The following is a 15,711-nucleotide window of genomic DNA, read 5'->3' on the forward strand; positions in this document are numbered from 1 at the left end:
CACCTAACCTTCCCTCACAACTGGGTGCGGACTATTTAGCAGCTTCTGGAAAGGCTCAAGCATGCGTTCAAATTCCTCGATCCCTGTATTTTGATCATCTGACAGGATATGCCTGATGTGTGTAACAGCCGTGCGAAGCTTGTCCAGTATCGCATCCTCGGCTTTGTATTTCAGAACCAGCTTACGCCATGCTTCAGTGTCAGTACCATTCCCTGAAAGCAATGCCTGCTCGTTCCGGTCCCCGTTACCATAAATATGCCAGAACATATATCCGAATCGGGACTTGTCCGGTTCTGCCCGCTTGCCCCATTCCTCCACCAAGGTATCACAGAGAGCAAATTTGTTGAGAAGCTGCTTCCAAATTTCCTGATCCTGTTCTGCTACAAGTGAAGTGAATGATAAAAAAAGCTCCTTTTTGAAACGAACCATCTGAGTTAAATACTGAGTTGCATCCAATCGGAATTGCTTCATTCCCCAGTACAGACTCATTTTCCCTGCGTTCACTTCACATACAGCATCACTCAGCTTCGAAATGGCCGTGATGCGGCCTGCCAGTGCAAGCAGCTGGTAAAAACGACTGCTAAAATAGTCCCCTGCTAACACTTTCAGCTGTCTGGAACGCATCTCCTCCGGGCTCCGTATACCGGATAAAGTATCAATCATATCATGCGTATCCAGCCCCATCTGCACAAGTGAGGTTACCAATGCGTACAGTTCGTCCTCACTGGCATGCAGCTCCTGCGCATTCCGGTTCAAAAACACAAACATCAAACGGGTACGGCTGTCAGGAAAAGCCGGCATTTCCGTATGTTGTTGAATCATGTCGTATTCCACATATTTCCTTGCTAATTGGGGTACGCGATACGGTTTCATCCTAAGCCTCCGAGACATGACTTTCTGCTATACTCAAATAATTGCAATGCCTTATATTATATCACAATTTAAAATGATTCGCGACTAAAGTACTGTAGGTCCACCGGCAGAAACATCTAATCTGTATATACACCGTTAAACCTGTTTTGCCACATGGGCGTTACTGTAATGCGGAAACGGGATTTCAATTCCTCTGGCAATTCCGCGCCTTCCCGGCTTCTCAGCTGTTCCAATGCCTCGTTCGTCCACTCGTTCCGGCGTATATCTGATGCAAGCAGCAAATGACGTTCTCCTGACCATTCGTCCTGCGTCACCACCCGAAGCAGCAATTGCCGTACATTCGTCGTTCCGTAAAAGCTAAAAGCGGCAAGCTCCGCCATGTTTTGATAAATCTCTAGTGGGGCAGTTTCTTCCTTTGACAGCTTGACATCCAGGGTCAGGACTGAATGTTCCCAGCTTGCGCTTGCAATCGGTGTGGTCAACGGCAGCTCGTTCAGCGTATCCACCAGATTGTCATCCGACAGCAGCACCCGTTGCTGAGGCGAAATCGTCGCCTGTGTCTCACGAACTGCTGCGGTTCCTGAGTCCAGCACCTGTAAGGACGGTAGCAACACAGCTGCTGCGATGGTTATGAGAATGGAGCCACCGAATACAATCCAAGGTTTCATCAGAGCCTCCCCTGACCTCTACCTCATAATGTGGGTTTGCTACGGTAAAGGTCCTCACTCTCATTCTACAACAAAAAAAAGCAGGCTATGCCTGCATTTTAATCCTCCGTATCTACTACCCCGTGCTTAGTCATCACAACGGCTTTGCCTCGAATTTTAATAGCAGAAGTATGATCCGTAAATTGGACGATCAGTACCTCGCCCTTGTCCAATTTTTCTGAATGATGCAAGCGTGTATCCTGACCTCTAGTCAGACCAAAAACCTGACATCCGTTGCTTTTCGCTTTAATTACGACGTACTCACTGCTACCCGTCACGTTATCTTCCATGTCCTTTTCCTCCCTGAGAGCCGAAGCTATACTTTTTATGATGGAGATTCAAGCTAGTTTTGTCAACTACATGCTTCCCGAGCTACCTGCAACAATTAGCGTGTCCCGAGCCATACTATCCGTGCAGTCCCATCCATTAAAGAAAGGAACGGATCTGATGAAAAACTATCTTCCCGCCAATCTCAGCCCTGCCCAAATCGAACGGCTTCAACAGCTAGAGCATGAATTTGCTGAGCTAACGGGTGAACCCCTGGTGCTGATCGCTTATGCCTCGCGAAACGCCAGAACAGCTTCCTCTTCTTCAGACCATAGCACATCTACCACGAAGTAAACAGGGCAAAAAGAAAAGGCCGTGAATCAAATTCACGGTCTTTTCAGCGCATTGGGAATATGTAAGAAATCTTATTTAATTCCGTCTTTGAGCGCTTTACCCGGTTTAAATGCCGGAATTTTGCTCGCAGGGATTTCGATTTCTTCTCCTGTTTGCGGGTTACGTCCTTTACGTGCGGAACGTTCACGAACCTCAAAGTTCCCAAAACCTACCAGCTGCACCTTATCTCCGCTTTGCAGCGCTCCAGAGATCGCCTCAAATACTGCATCGATTGCTTTGGTTACGTCCTTTTTGGACAATTCAGTGCTTTCAGAAACCTGATTGATCAAATCCGTTTTATTCATAATATTCACCTCCCAATTCAAGTGTAGTCCAGCATTAAGGTTATCGGTGTTAATGACCGATATGAGGTCGCCTGTATAAAATAACCCGGGCGGCGTACTGCCTTCCATAATGTTATCATCTGTTTCCGTTTCGTCGTTAAATATACATAGAATATACCTAACCTCCGCAATATAGGCCGAAACTGGCGTTTTATGGCACCCTTCTTGCGTGGAACAAGGTTTATAGTAATACAGTCCACAGACAATTTCAAGTACGACGACGGTTTAACACGTAAAAAGTAACGGCCAGCGCAAGTACCAGCACTACTCCTTTGACAATATCATGGGCAAAATATTGCACATTCATCATCGTTAGTCCATTAACCAACACACCGATCAATACCGCACCAATAAATGTACCAATGACATTGGGTTTACCAGCACCAAAGACCGAAAAACCGACGAATACTGCAGCTACCGCCTCCATGAGCAAAGGGGAACCCGCGTCAATTTGGCCTGAGCCTACTCGCGAGGCATACAAAATACCGGCAATCGCCGCAAATACGCCTGAAGCAACATAGGCCAGAGTACGGACTTTTTTTACCCGTATGCCCGACAGACGAGCAGCTTCCTCATTTCCACCCGTTACATACATTTGACGCCCATGCTTTGTATAGGTCAAGAAAACATGCACCGCCGCCACAGCCAGTAACAGTAAAATAACCGAAATCGGGATACCCAACCATTTACCTTGCCCCAGCAAAAGAAATGCAGGAGATATCTCCCCCGGCGCCTTGCTGCCATCGGGAAACTGCATATGATTGTATATGGTATAGCCCTGAGCGTACGTTTTGTGAATCCCGCTTACAATATACATGATTGCAAGGGTTGCGAGCAAATCAGGAATACGCAATTTAATGATCAATAATGAATTTAACAGTCCTACCAAAGCGCCGACAATCAGAGACACAATAATGACCACCGCAACAGGCTGCTCATACCAGACCATCAAAGAAGCTGAAACGACCGTTGTCAAAGATACTGTAGCTCCCACCGACAGGTCAAAACCGTCCACGATAAGGGACAACGTCACACCAATGGCAATGAAAGTAACAATGGCAATCGAACCTAGAATATCCATTAAATTATCATAAGTCCAGAAATAAGGTAATGTAGATGAAAAAAACGCCAATACACCTATAATGACAACTACGGCACCGTAACGAAATGACACGTTTAACCATTTTTCCTTCATGAATGCACCTCTTCACCGCCGCTGGCATACAACAGAAGCTGTTCCTGTTCCACTTCGCCCCGCGCAAATTCCTTTATAATTTTGCCATCATACATCACTGCAATCCGATCACCAATGCCAATCCCTTCAGCAAATTCACAGGTTAGATAGATGATCGCTTTTCCTTGCTCCGCCAACTGGCCAATAATACGGAAAATATCACTTTTTGCCCCTATATCCACACCCTTGGTTGGCTCGTCAAAAACAAATACATCCGCTCCCGAATGCAGCCATTTGCCAATCGCAACTTTTTGCTGATTCCCGCCACTCAAATATTTAACATTCTGGCGGAGTGACGGCGTCTTAATACCGAGAGAGGCGACAATCCCATTACCGTTATTTCGTTCTTTACGCCGACTGATGAAACCAAGGACACTCAGCTTCCCCAATAGCGGAAGGCTGAGGTTTCTTTCTACACTCTCCTCAATCAACACCCCCTGCTTACGTCGCTCCTCGGGTATGGACACAATTCCTCGAGCTATCGCATCCGCTGGCTCTCTCAATCGAATGGAGCGACCTTTAAAGGTCAGTTCTCCCTTATCCGGCTTGTCTGCTCCTGTAAGAAGCCGTGACAGCTCTGTCTTGCCTGCACCAACCAAACCCACTATAGAGAGAATTTCACCACGTCGGGCCTGTAAATCAACGCCGTGCACTCGTAATCCTTTGTGAAGCCCTTTTGCTTCCAATATCGTTTCACCAATCGGTACCTCTGTTTTTGGGAATTCCTCTTCAAATGTTTTTCCAAGCATATGCGTAACGATGTCGCCTACACTTAAATCAGAAGCAGGTCCCGTGAACACGCGCTCGCCATCACGCATCACCGTAACACGGTCACTGTGTTCGATAACCTCCGGCAATCGGTGTGTGATGAGAATACATGCAACTCCCTCATCCTTGAGTGTATGGATTGTACGGAACAAACGTCGCGTTTCTTCTTCGCTGAGCGGCGCCGTAGGCTCATCAAAAATGATGGTATTTGCTTGCTGTGTCAGAATACGTGCGATAAGTACAAGTTGTTTTTCTGCCAATGTCAGTTCAGACACATATCGTCGAACGTCAATATCTACCTCTAGACGTGCTAATGCCTCACGCGCTCGTCTGCGCATAGCCCCCGGCGCAGCCCACCATCGACCATCAGGTGCAGACAAATCGTCCATTACAATGTTTTCAGCGACGGTTAACTGAGGCACAAGCGCTGAATCAACCTCCTGATACACACAGTGGATTCCCGCCCTTTTGGCCTCCCAGGGTGAACTAATGTTTAGTTCCTTGCCACCAACTACGATAACTCCCTGATCGGAACAATACGCACCGGACAAAATCTTCATCAATGTGCTTTTCCCTGCCCCGTTGGCGCCCAGCAGAGCGTGAATTTCGCCACCCTGCACCGTAAAATCCACGGCTCGCAGCGCATCTACACCAGCAAACTGTTTGCTGATTTTCTTCATCTCCAATGTATATACTTGTGAACTCATGGTGCCCCCTCACGCCTGCTTATGATAAAAGCGCGCCGAAGCGCGCCTTTTGCATGATGCAAACTTTTTATTTGGACGTTTCATATTCCTTCATCCAATCCTTATAGCCCTGCTCACTTTGGCCCCATCCCTCCACATATTGGGACAGCTCGGATGTGGAAATTTGCTTATCTGGCAGCGCTTCGCGTTGCACATATACAGCCTTCAGTACAACTTTCTCCTCCGGATTATCCCCATGCAACTTCTGATATGCATAGCGCACTTGTACGCGCCCGATATCTGTTGGATCTACGGCTGCCGAGGCCACCCAAGGATTTTTCGGGTCCTGGATCATTTGCAAGTCCTCGTCGCTCATGTCAATGCCGTAGACTTTAATTTCCGTACGTCCCGCTTGTTGGATGGCACGGGCTGCACCTTTGGCAAACTCATCCCACGCCGCCCAGACGGCTGTAATTTCGCCCTTAGGATATTGCTTTAATACAGCTTCCATTTTGGCTTGCGTATCCAACGCAGGATTCTGAGCCGAACCAAAAGTCGCAATTTCTTTAATATCTGGATTGGATTTCAAAAATGCACCATAAGCAACCTGACGACGTTCCATCGGTGCAAATCCGGCAACCCATACTTTCACAATGTTGCCTTTGCCACCGATATCCTTTTTCATTTGCTCCAGCGTCAGCTCAGCCATGCTTTGGTCATCCTGTGAGAGCACTACCGCACCCGGAACATTGACGGCAGCATCAAACACGATAACCGGAATATTGCGGGAAATTGCCTTTTTCAGCCCTGTCTCCAGCAATGCATCACCGTGATCAGTCAAAATGACATCAAATTGCTGGTTAATCGCACTATCAAGCAGAGAAGCCATTTTAGCCTTATCGTTATCTGCCACAAACTTAGTCAGCGCACCGCCAAATTTCTTAACTTCCTCTTCCACACCTTGAACATATTGTTGCGAAAATGTGCCCGTGTTAAACTCCATGATCAACGCAACCCGTTTACCCTTTAGATTTAAATTGTCCGTTTTTCCGTTTGTTGTATTCGATCCTGCAGTGCTTGTCCCTTGAGTGCCGCTCTCTGTCTTCGGCACGCCGCATGCAGTAACCAGCAAAACCAGCACCAGTAGCATGATAGCCCCTAGCCCTAGCTTTTTGTTTCTTTGGAGCTCTTTTTGGATATTCATGATTTCATTTCCCCCTCGTTCAATCCACAAAATGATTCAAATTTGATACTTAATATATCGCTTTAAACCAAGTATGTAAATAGGTTTTATGAAATATAGAAAAAATTCCGACTACATATGACAAAATACGACAATTCCACAAAAAAATTAAACAACCGCCCCCGATTGAATAACGGGGAACGGTTGCTGCATAGAGGTGTCTTTTTAGTTCTCTACTTGACAGGGTACGCCACAGGGTCGATTTTTGCTTATGCTTAAAATGTGAACATCATGAGCGGAGACTAGCCTGGAGATACAATCTCCTTGTCATTTTCAATATGAGGACGCTCCCATCTAACTTATTTGGAGCACTGCTTTACCAGAAAACTTCCGATCTATCAGTTGTTGGGTAATAGTTCCAATTTCCTTCCACGATGCCTCCACTTCGATCCTTGGTACTAACTGGCCTTTTGAAACAAGCTCACCTAGTAATTTCAGATCTTCCGCTGGCGAATAGCGATTTATCTCCTCTCCTAGAAAGAAGCTATACAAGGTCCTACCCCCTAAGCCTCTGATATTAATCGTTGCGTAAGGTGAGGACGAATGTCCCATAGATACACATATCCCCTTTGGCACAAGCTGAGGTAGTAATGAAGCTAGCGTATCACCACCTACTGAATCCAAAATTAGATGATAAGGTCCAAATGTATCAACCGATAAAATCGCCGTATCTCCAACGACAACCTCATTAGCACCAGCCTCTTGAACAAGTAGAGCTTTTTCCTTGGTTCTGGCTACCCCTACTGTAAAAGCTCCTGATTGCGCTGCTAGCTGGTGTGCAAAAATCCCCACTCCGCCAGTCGAGCCAGTTACCAATATCCGCTTACCGAGCAGCATTCCTCCTTTTCTAAGCGTATAGAGCGCTGACAGACCGGCTACCGGTAAAGTAGCAGCCTGGGCGAAGGTAATATCATCGGGAAATTCAGCCAGTAATGAAGTAGGGGCAGCAACTTGTTCGGCCCATGCTCCCATTTGGAGAAGGCCTACCACACGGCTTCCTTGTTTCGGACCCGTGCCATCTTTGGCCTGCTCGATGACGATCCCAGCAAAATCCCAGCCTGGTCTGATCTGTCTTCCATTATTCCTTGCATCTACAACTTCACCCCGATTAAGAGAGAAGGCCTGTACTTGAACGATCGCTTCCCAAGGCTGGGCCTGTGGGGCGGCTACTTCCTTTATCGCGAAAAATCCTGAAGCAAACGGATCTGTTACAATTGCACGAACCATACGATCTCCTCCATGATTATCATTGAGAACCTCTTGTAAATAGCTCACCTTTTTCACAATGTAGTATACTGTAGGGAATCATCTGCACCAAGTGTAGAACTACACCTCATTATGAAAAGGATTGAAAAAGGATGACCATGCACAAGGACGAGGACTTCCAATATAAAACATTAAAAATCGTATTGGGAGAGATTGAAGCTGTTCGCATGAAACGTCAACGGGAATATACTGAGCTATCTCACCCGTTATTGAAACGATTTACTCAGCAGGAGCTTAATGATGAGGCATGTCCTACGTATAAAAATCTATTGGTTGGACGGTCTCGTCGAATACCGGATCGGCAAACGATGATCCATATTGCTGAGTATCTGGAGTGCACTTCAGATGAGCGCAATGATCTTCTCCTCGCCGCTGATTATCTTCCGATCCATTACGAATTGGAGGGACGGTCTCTGGAGCTGGCTCTGGAGCAAGCGCAGCAGATCATGAGTAATTTGCCATTTCCGGCAATGATCGTTACTCATACCTTAGATATCAAGGGGTTAAATGAGCCGTTTCGCCATTTATTTGATATCCCCTCCGATTCTTTTATGAATGGAAAACTGAATAAAGTTGATTTTCATTTTAACTCCGATTTTTCCATTCGTCCCCGTTCTACCTTCGATGCTGAGTCGTTCGAAGAGTGGGAGTCTCATGCTATTTACGGGATACAAGCTTTCAAAAGATATAACATGTTTTCCCGATACGACCATTGGTATAAAAAGTTAATTGACAGATTTCGAAAATACGACGATCTTAATAAATATTGGAGTATGCAGCCAAAGGACTCATCAAATGAAGTTGAGCACTCTAAAATCATTTTGGCCAGAATGGGAGCCATGGCCGATTTAGCCCCCATTCGCTACAAGCAAATTCATCTTTCTGTAAGCAGCCACATGTATCCTGGAATTGAAGTGTACTTACCGATTGACGAACCTGGACGCAGAGTATTTGAATATTTGGGGTGTCCTGCCGAATGCCAGAACAACGCTTTTAATAAATAGCCAGTCAATTGCTATATCGATTATAAGAATCGTTCATTGCAAATTAAATAAGCCTCGGTGCTACGTTGAAAGAGACCAAATATGAAAATGACTACCAGGGTAATCACGTTGTGAAACTCATTAATCGGATTGTTACATTTGAACCTAAATTCCGCTAGGAGAAACGAAAAGCTCAATAAAAACAGAGGTAGTCTAGGACTTTATTTTCTCGTCCATGGCTACCCCTGTCTGGTTTTAGAGGTCAGTCTAATATTTTGTTTTTGCGAACCATAGAGAGCCAATTGCTCTCCACGGTATTTCTCTTATACATTTTTTTGGGTGTGGCTTAGCCTTAAAGAATAATAGCAATGAGACCGCCGGAGCCTTCATTAATGATACGACCCAGCGTTTCCTGCAGCTTATAGCGTGCATTGTCCGGCATCATAGCGATTTTACCCTGAATGCCTTCCCGTACAATGGAATGCAGCGAACGTCCGAAAATATCTGACTCCCAAATTTTGATTGGGTCATTCTCAAAATCCTGCATCAGATAGCGCATAAGCTCCTCACTTTGCTTCTCTGTTCCGATAATCGGAGCAAATTCCGATTCCACATCCACACGGATCATGTGTATGGAAGGTGCTGTTGCCTTAAGCCGCACACCAAACCTTGTGCCCTGACGAATCAACTGCGGATCGTCTAGTGCCATTTCGGACAATGACGGCGCTGCAATGCCATATCCCGTTGTCTTGACCATTTCCAGCGCCTCGGCGAAGCGGTCGTACTCCCGTTTGGCATGGGCAAAATCCTGCATCATTTGCAGCAAATGATCCTTGCCGCGAATCTCTACCCCGACGACTTCGACCAAAATCTGGTCATATAGCTCATCGGGAGCATACAGATCAATTTCAGCTACGCCCTGCCCCATATTCATCCCGCTCAATCCGGCCCTGTCGATGAATTCATATTCCATAAACTGGCCAACCACTCGATCTACATCACGCAGACGTCGAATATCTTTAACCGTATCGCGAACGGAATTTTCATAATTGCTACGCAGCCAGTGCTCTTCGTTCAGTACCATGACCCAGCTCGGCAGGTTTACATTCACCTCATGCACCGGAAATTCATACAATACTTCACGAAGTACGCCTGTAACATCATCTTCCGTCATAGTCGCCGCGCTGAGTGTCATAACTGGTATATCGTACTTGGCAGCCAGCTCACTGCGAAGCTGGAGTGTTTCATCACTGCGCGGATGCGTGGAGTTGATAACCAAAACAAATGGCTTGCCAACTTCCTTCAACTCCTCAATGACGCGTTCCTCCGACTCTACATAAGAGCTGCGCGGGATTTCCGCAATCGTGCCGTCTGTAGTGACTACCACACCGAGCGTCGAATGCTCCTGAATAACCTTGCGTGTACCAATCTCCGCCGCTTCCTGAAAAGGAATGGGTTCTTCGAACCATGGTGTGGAAATCATCCTCGGACCATTTTCATCCTCGTACCCTTTTGCTCCTTCTACTGCATATCCTACACAGTCAACCAGACGTACATTCACGTCCAGTCCTTCCGTTACTTTGATCTGGACGGCATTATTCGGTACAAATTTAGGCTCCGTCGTCATGATCGTCTTGCCTGCCGCACTTTGCGGCAACTCGTCTACGGCGCGGGCACGGTCCGCCTCACTTGTAATGTTCGGCAGAACAATCGTCTCCATAAACCGCTTGATAAACGTTGATTTTCCTGTTCGGACTGCGCCGACGACCCCAAGATAAATGTCTCCTCCGGTGCGTTCGGCAATGTCTTTAAAAATGTCCACTTTCTCCAATGAAATCCCCTCCTCAAAAGTCTCCGAAGGAAAAATGCTTAAAGAGCATCCGCTTCGTGTTCAACCAACTGCTTGATCCCAGATGCGGCAGAACAGCCTTTAAAATGCCCGGAAGTCGTCCGCCGCCGAGATTCAGGAGACTGATGGAATCGGCGAAACGGCGTAAACTCGTACATGCATTTGGACTGATACCATCATATGTATCCCCTCCGTAAAATATGTTTAGTTTTTTAAAAAATAGATTACGACAGAGCGATCATTGCAGAAACGATATTTTACGTTTGGGTCCACTCACCTAATATATGCGGGGCAAGACTCTCCCATGACTTCGTCGCTAGACTAAATAAAAAAAGGATGTTTCTCCTGACCGTTTAGAGTCGTCGGAAACCATCCTTTTTTTATTCTCCTGACATAATCGGCATTACCACAGTTCATCATCCATCGCCTGACGCTCCAGTTGCCGCCTGATAGCCGCCTTGAGCTTATCCTCCGGTATGGTTACCTCCATATCGCCTTGGACACGGGCCTGGCAGGATAAGCGTATTCCTTCATCCAGTAAAGGTCCCAGCTTCCGCTGCTCTGCATCGCTGGGTTGACCTGCCAATTCAGCCCATTCCGGTGATATTTGTACTTTACACATCAGACAGGCTGCTTTTCCGTCACAACGAGTGGGAATATATACGCCCGCTTTACGAGCAGCCTGAAGCAATGACGTACCCTGACCGACCTGTACGCGCCTGCCTGACGGCTTAAACGTAATCTGCACATTCATGAACGGTCCTCCAGTCGTCTTTCTCCTAATACACACAGCTTATACTTCATTGCCCTTCTGGATGACAGAGTGCAACTCTGGCCAAGGCAGAAGTTCTGCAAGCTTGTCCAATTGCTCCTCATTAAAAATATTACTGACTAGTAACTGCTTCAGTACAATGATATGACGTCGCGGGTCGCGCTTCATGACATCGGCAATCGCTTTGTACCGGTCGGGTCGATTTCGCAATATATTGAATAAAAGTTCATGACTGAGCGGCATCAGACGCAGTGAAGCACTCCCCAGCTCAAGCTGAACACCAGTCGACCAAAGTAGTCGCTCGATCTCTAAGCGGTATAACGCTCCGCCACATAATACCTCAAATCCTCCCACCAACTCGACTGGAAATCCCTCCAGATCATAGTGGCTCAGCAATGAAACGTAAGAGCCGCTACGGTCAACCTGCTGTCGATCTATACTCATACCCAGGGGGTGCGAATGAAGCTGCTTTGCGGCATGAATATCCGCATAAATATCAATGTCCCGAGGCAGGCGATCCAGTTCAACTTCTTGCACAAGCAGTGAACAGCTCCCGCCCAGCATCCACGGAACCGACACTGTTGACCAGCTCTCTGCCAAGCTACTCAGCGCAACTGCCAGATTGTGAGGAAGCCTGTCTACTAACACTGATGATATTGCCTCCTTCAACATTATTGCCTCCTTTTCCGTCTTTCCTTCCGTTTCCTGATGGGCATCATTATAACATGTTCGACAGGGCAGTTCGATATTTTGTGTACTGAAAAAGAGGTTACCTACTCCAAAATACAAAAAAAACCGCGAACCTTCCCGGTTCACGGTGAATAATACTAACTGGCGTGCGACCAGCGGTCTATTTTTTCATCATCATTTTCATCAACGCTTCCATATTGGAAGGATTCATTCCGCTCTTTTTGACGGCACCAACAATATCCCTTACTGTATCTTCCGACACCGGAATGTTGGCCATCGCAGACACCTGCTTGATAAGCTGACGCAGTTGCGCTTCGCTTTGAAGCGTGTCCGCCTTTACCGTGCCTGCCAGCTTTTTCACTGCATTTTCGGATATGTTTTTGCCGCCTTTTTTGTTAATGGCCTTCAATGCATCTTTCGGAAAGTTTTTATTCACAATCTCCCCTCCTCCGCCATTGCTCAACTCAGTCTATGAGTGGCAGAGACAAAAGGTGATTAAGCATACATAAGACATGCCAAACGCCTAACTAAAAAAGGCTATCTCATTATAGAAAAAATCTACCATGAGACAGCTTTTATATTATTAAAGCTCATCCGAGCCCTTAAGAATGCCATTGCTCCCAAGTTTGAAGTGGCATGACTTCCATCTCGGTCTTAGGATCGCGACCCATCAGCGCCTCAACGGCCTTACGGACATCACGTCCTTCAAACAGTACTCCATACAGCACCTCTGTAATAGGCATCTGAACACCTAATTTTTGAGAGATGGCGTATGCCGCTTTTGTCGTTCGAATACCTTCTACGACCATGCCCATAGATTCCAGCACAGCATCAAGCTGTTGGCCCTGTCCCAATAGTGACCCTGCACGCCAGTTGCGACTGTGACGACTCGTTGCAGTGACCACTAGATCGCCAATACCAGCCAGGCCGGCAAAGGTTAGTGGGTTAGCGCCCATCTCAACTCCGGCACGGGTAATTTCAGCCAATCCACGGGTCAATAAAGCCGCTTTGGCATTATCACCGAAACCAAGTCCATCTGACATTCCCGCACCCAATGCGATAATGTTTTTTAGCGCCCCGGACAGTTCCACGCCGAGCAAATCACGGTTTGTATAGACGCGGAAATAGGAGTTCATAAACAGCCCCTGTGCGGCTTGTGCAGCCTTCTCATTGGAGGAAGCTACAACGACCGTTGTAGGACATTTCCTCACCACTTCTTCCGCATGACTCGGACCAGACAGCACAGCAATATCACCCTCAGCGACTTCCAGTTCTTCCGAGATCACCGTGGACATACGTTTAAGCGTTTCAGTTTCAAAACCTTTAATGGCATGCACTACCAGCATATCCTTGCTAAAATGAGCTTTCAGACTACGTGCCACCTGACGAGCAGCAGCCGAAGGAGATACGATAATCACTGCTTTAGCACCAGATACCGCAGTCTGCATATCAGTTGTAGCTGAAATGCGGTCAGACAAAATGGAGCCTGGTAAATAATGCTCATTCGTATGCTTCTCATTGATTTCAGCTGCTTGCTGCTCGTTTCTCGTCCAGACAGAGACATCGTTGTTATTGGCCGCAAGAACGGAAGCCAGGGCTGTTCCCCAACTCCCCGCGACCAGCACAGCTATTTTCTCAGACAAGACGATCTCCTCCTTTGGAGCCAAGCTTGTTCTCATTCCCACGTACCAGCTTGACTATGTTGGTACGGTGTCTCCACACAGCGAACAGACAAATGATTAGAGCCGTCCAGAATAACGGCCATGCATAACCAAGAACGAGTAATATCCAGGGAGTCAAAATGACAAATATGAGCGATCCCAAGGATACGTAACGCGTCATTACGATTGCAAGTATCGCAATGATTCCGGCATATAGTGCGGGCAGTAAGGCAAGCGATGCCAATACACCAATAGCAGTCGCAATACCTTTTCCTCCACGGAAGTGAAAATATATCGGCCAGTTATGGCCCGCAATCGCTGCAATGCCGCACAAACCCGATACCCAGGATGATTCTCCACCTAACCAGTGACCTATTAGCACTGCAATAACCCCTTTAAGTACGTCCAGCAGCAGTACCAGAATAGCTGGGCCTTTTCCAAGCACACGCAGCGTATTCGTCGCACCGGCATTGCCGCTTCCATGCTGGCGAATGTCGATTCCTTTTAATTTTCCATACAGCAAACTAAAGCTGACAGAGCCAAGCAAGTAACTGAGTACGATGGCAACGATTTGTAAAATCAACCTATTCGCTCCTAACTTTCGTCAGACTTGCGCCGTGTAAAGATACGAATTGGAGTTCCTTCAAAATTGAAGGCGGCGCGAATTTTGTTCTCCAGATAACGCTCATACGAGAAGTGCATTATTTCTGGATCGTTTACGAATACAACCATCGTTGGCGGCTTAACAGCAACCTGGGTCACATAGTTAATACGCAGACGACGTCCCTTGTCTGTTGGTGGAGGATTGATGGCAACCGCGTCGGAAATTACATCATTCAGCAAATGTGTCTGAATACGCAATACATGCTGCTGTGCCACATGCTGTACAACAGGAAGCAGCTTTTGCAGGCGTTGCTTCGTTTTTGCAGACAAGAACACAATCGGAGCATATGTCATAAACAGAAAGTGATCGCGAATTTTCGTTTCAAACTGGTGCATCGTTTTATCGTCCTTGTCCACGACATCCCATTTGTTAACGACAAACAGCGACGCTTTACCCGCTTCATAGGCATAGCCAGCAATGTGCTTATCCTGCTCAATAATGCCTTCCTCGCCGTTAATAACGACCAGTACAACATCTGCACGCTCAATGGCACGCATGGCACGCATTACACTATATTTTTCGGTCGTTTCATATACTTTGCCACGTTTACGCATACCTGCCGTATCAATCAGCACATACTTTTGACCGTCTTTTTCAAAAGGTGTATCAATTGCATCACGCGTCGTGCCCGCAATGTCACTAACGATAACCCGTTCTTCTCCCAGAATGGCGTTAACCAGTGAAGATTTACCTACATTCGGGCGGCCGATCAAGGCAACACGAATAACGTCTTCATCATAGTGATCTTCTTCCAGCTCAGGCAAATTGGACGTAATGGCATCTAGCAGGTCGCCTATCCCTGTTCCATGACTACCAGAAACAGCAATTGGATCACCAAATCCATAAGAATAAAACTCATAAATCAGATCGGCGCGACTGAGGTTGTCCACCTTATTGACAGCTACGATGATCGGTTTACCCGAACGATATAACATTTGAGCTACCTCTTCATCTGACTGTGTAATTCCTGCTTTCGCATCACTCATGAATACAATTACATCTGCTTCTTCTATTGCAAGTTCGGCCTGCATACGGATGGATTTTAAAATGACATCCTCACCATCAATCTCAATGCCGCCGGTGTCAATAATACTGAAGGATTTACCATTCCACTCCGATATACCGTATATACGGTCACGAGTGATTCCGGGTTTATCTTCCACGATGGACAAACGATCCCCGATAATCCGATTAAAAATAGTGGACTTACCCACATTCGGACGACCAACGATAGCCACAACGGGTCTTGCCATAAATTCACTCCTCCTGTCAATTCTTCCGCTATCATCATAGCAAAAAACATACCTATTG

At 46.7% G+C, this 15,711-nt stretch carries 17 protein-coding genes; 2 read left to right on the plus strand and 15 right to left on the minus strand.

The genetic code is table 11. From position 1 onward, the window contains the following. Window positions 1–3: 3 nt before the first annotated feature. The 3 genes from MHB46_RS25750 to mtrB form a co-directional block, all read right to left on the minus strand. Window positions 4–873 (minus strand): heptaprenyl diphosphate synthase component 1, encoded by an 870-nt coding sequence (locus tag MHB46_RS25750; protein ID WP_341163921.1) that lies wholly within the window; start codon window positions 871–873, stop codon window positions 4–6. A gap of 116 nt (window positions 874–989) precedes the next feature. Beyond that, on the minus strand, window positions 990–1,541 hold the full coding sequence (locus MHB46_RS25755; RefSeq protein ID WP_061829217.1) for a hypothetical protein: 552 nt from the start codon (window positions 1,539–1,541) through the stop codon (window positions 990–992). 98 nt (window positions 1,542–1,639) lie between these two features. Continuing rightward, window positions 1,640–1,870 carry a trp RNA-binding attenuation protein MtrB gene (mtrB, locus tag MHB46_RS25760; protein WP_013310730.1) on the minus strand — a complete coding sequence of 77 codons (231 nt, stop codon included), beginning with the start codon at window positions 1,868–1,870 and terminating at the stop codon, window positions 1,640–1,642. Between the two features lie 37 nt (window positions 1,871–1,907). Here mtrB and MHB46_RS25765 point away from each other — a divergent pair, with 37 nt between their 5' ends. Next, window positions 1,908–2,201 (plus strand): hypothetical protein, encoded by a 294-nt coding sequence (locus tag MHB46_RS25765; RefSeq protein WP_250261099.1) that lies wholly within the window; start codon window positions 1,908–1,910, stop codon window positions 2,199–2,201. A 71-nt stretch (window positions 2,202–2,272) separates the two neighbouring features. Here MHB46_RS25765 and MHB46_RS25770 read toward each other — a convergent pair whose 3' ends face one another. The 5 genes from MHB46_RS25770 to MHB46_RS25790 all read right to left on the minus strand — a co-directional run bounded on the left by MHB46_RS25770 (window position 2,273) and on the right by MHB46_RS25790 (window position 7,742). Then, window positions 2,273–2,545 (minus strand): HU family DNA-binding protein, encoded by a 273-nt coding sequence (locus MHB46_RS25770; RefSeq protein WP_013310732.1) that lies wholly within the window; start codon window positions 2,543–2,545, stop codon window positions 2,273–2,275. A 247-nt stretch (window positions 2,546–2,792) separates the two neighbouring features. Then, window positions 2,793–3,779, minus strand: a complete 987-nt coding sequence (locus tag MHB46_RS25775) for an ABC transporter permease (protein WP_341163922.1) — start codon at window positions 3,777–3,779, stop codon at window positions 2,793–2,795. Continuing rightward, window positions 3,776–5,293 carry a sugar ABC transporter ATP-binding protein gene (locus MHB46_RS25780; protein WP_341163923.1) on the minus strand — a complete coding sequence of 506 codons (1,518 nt, stop codon included), beginning with the start codon at window positions 5,291–5,293 and terminating at the stop codon, window positions 3,776–3,778. The genes MHB46_RS25775 and MHB46_RS25780 overlap by 4 nt, the downstream gene beginning before the upstream one ends. A 67-nt stretch (window positions 5,294–5,360) precedes the next feature. Next, window positions 5,361–6,476 carry a sugar ABC transporter substrate-binding protein gene (locus MHB46_RS25785; protein WP_341163924.1) on the minus strand — a complete coding sequence of 372 codons (1,116 nt, stop codon included), beginning with the start codon at window positions 6,474–6,476 and terminating at the stop codon, window positions 5,361–5,363. Between the two features lie 333 nt (window positions 6,477–6,809). Further along, on the minus strand, window positions 6,810–7,742 hold the full coding sequence (locus tag MHB46_RS25790) for a zinc-binding dehydrogenase (protein WP_341163925.1): 933 nt from the start codon (window positions 7,740–7,742) through the stop codon (window positions 6,810–6,812). Window positions 7,743–7,873: 131 nt separating this feature from the next. On the opposite strand from MHB46_RS25790, the gene MHB46_RS25795 reads away from it, so the two are divergent. Beyond that, a complete protein-coding gene (locus MHB46_RS25795) occupies window positions 7,874–8,785 on the plus strand; it encodes an MmyB family transcriptional regulator (protein ID WP_023989180.1) in 912 nt (303 codons plus the stop codon). A 331-nt stretch (window positions 8,786–9,116) separates the two neighbouring features. Here the strand turns inward: MHB46_RS25795 and spoIVA are convergent, their stop codons facing one another. The 7 genes from spoIVA to der all read right to left on the minus strand — a co-directional run bounded on the left by spoIVA (window position 9,117) and on the right by der (window position 15,653). Continuing rightward, on the minus strand, window positions 9,117–10,595 hold the full coding sequence (gene spoIVA / locus MHB46_RS25800; RefSeq protein WP_023989182.1) for a stage IV sporulation protein A: 1,479 nt from the start codon (window positions 10,593–10,595) through the stop codon (window positions 9,117–9,119). 421 nt (window positions 10,596–11,016) lie between these two features. Further along, the gene (locus MHB46_RS25805) at window positions 11,017–11,367 is read right to left on the minus strand and encodes a 2Fe-2S iron-sulfur cluster-binding protein (RefSeq protein ID WP_165177234.1); all 351 of its coding nucleotides are present in this window, start codon (window positions 11,365–11,367) and stop codon (window positions 11,017–11,019) included. A gap of 39 nt (window positions 11,368–11,406) precedes the next feature. Continuing rightward, complete coding sequence (locus tag MHB46_RS25810) at window positions 11,407–12,057, minus strand: hypothetical protein (RefSeq protein ID WP_165177236.1); 651 nt, start codon at window positions 12,055–12,057, stop codon at window positions 11,407–11,409. Window positions 12,058–12,235: 178 nt separating this feature from the next. After that, the gene (locus MHB46_RS25815) at window positions 12,236–12,511 is read right to left on the minus strand and encodes a stage VI sporulation protein F (protein ID WP_013310741.1); all 276 of its coding nucleotides are present in this window, start codon (window positions 12,509–12,511) and stop codon (window positions 12,236–12,238) included. Window positions 12,512–12,677: 166 nt separating this feature from the next. Continuing rightward, window positions 12,678–13,718, minus strand: a complete 1,041-nt coding sequence (locus MHB46_RS25820; protein ID WP_039271042.1) for an NAD(P)H-dependent glycerol-3-phosphate dehydrogenase — start codon at window positions 13,716–13,718, stop codon at window positions 12,678–12,680. Then, window positions 13,711–14,319, minus strand: coding sequence for a glycerol-3-phosphate 1-O-acyltransferase PlsY (gene plsY, locus MHB46_RS25825; RefSeq protein WP_039271041.1), 609 nt, complete (start codon window positions 14,317–14,319; stop codon window positions 13,711–13,713). The genes MHB46_RS25820 and plsY overlap by 8 nt, the downstream gene beginning before the upstream one ends. Window positions 14,320–14,330: 11 nt before the next feature. Beyond that, on the minus strand, window positions 14,331–15,653 hold the full coding sequence (gene der, locus MHB46_RS25830; protein WP_013310744.1) for a ribosome biogenesis GTPase Der: 1,323 nt from the start codon (window positions 15,651–15,653) through the stop codon (window positions 14,331–14,333). Window positions 15,654–15,711 lie beyond the last annotated feature (58 nt).

This window comes from Paenibacillus sp. FSL H7-0703, assembly GCF_038003485.1.
Taxonomy (GTDB): Bacteria; Bacillota; Bacilli; order Paenibacillales; family Paenibacillaceae; genus Paenibacillus; species Paenibacillus polymyxa_B.

Excerpts from the sequence above, each read along its gene's own strand:
- MHB46_RS25810 (WP_165177236.1), bottom strand. The coding sequence starts at position 12,057 with ATGTTGAAGGAGGCAATATCATCAGTGTTAGTAGACAGGCTTCCTCAC.
- MHB46_RS25780 (WP_341163923.1), bottom strand. The coding sequence starts at position 5,293 with ATGAGTTCACAAGTATATACATTGGAGATGAAGAAAATCAGCAAACAG.
- MHB46_RS25790 (WP_341163925.1), bottom strand. The coding sequence starts at position 7,742 with ATGGTTCGTGCAATTGTAACAGATCCGTTTGCTTCAGGATTTTTCGCG.
- MHB46_RS25785 (WP_341163924.1), bottom strand. The coding sequence starts at position 6,476 with ATGAATATCCAAAAAGAGCTCCAAAGAAACAAAAAGCTAGGGCTAGGG.
- mtrB (WP_013310730.1), bottom strand. The coding sequence starts at position 1,870 with ATGGAAGATAACGTGACGGGTAGCAGTGAGTACGTCGTAATTAAAGCG.
- MHB46_RS25765 (WP_250261099.1), top strand. The coding sequence starts at position 1,908 with ATGATGGAGATTCAAGCTAGTTTTGTCAACTACATGCTTCCCGAGCTA.
- MHB46_RS25775 (WP_341163922.1), bottom strand. The coding sequence starts at position 3,779 with ATGAAGGAAAAATGGTTAAACGTGTCATTTCGTTACGGTGCCGTAGTT.
- MHB46_RS25750 (WP_341163921.1), bottom strand. The coding sequence starts at position 873 with ATGAAACCGTATCGCGTACCCCAATTAGCAAGGAAATATGTGGAATAC.
- MHB46_RS25805 (WP_165177234.1), bottom strand. The coding sequence starts at position 11,367 with ATGAATGTGCAGATTACGTTTAAGCCGTCAGGCAGGCGCGTACAGGTC.
- MHB46_RS25770 (WP_013310732.1), bottom strand. The coding sequence starts at position 2,545 with ATGAATAAAACGGATTTGATCAATCAGGTTTCTGAAAGCACTGAATTG.
- MHB46_RS25795 (WP_023989180.1), top strand. The coding sequence starts at position 7,874 with ATGACCATGCACAAGGACGAGGACTTCCAATATAAAACATTAAAAATC.
- MHB46_RS25755 (WP_061829217.1), bottom strand. The coding sequence starts at position 1,541 with ATGAAACCTTGGATTGTATTCGGTGGCTCCATTCTCATAACCATCGCA.
- der (WP_013310744.1), bottom strand. The coding sequence starts at position 15,653 with ATGGCAAGACCCGTTGTGGCTATCGTTGGTCGTCCGAATGTGGGTAAG.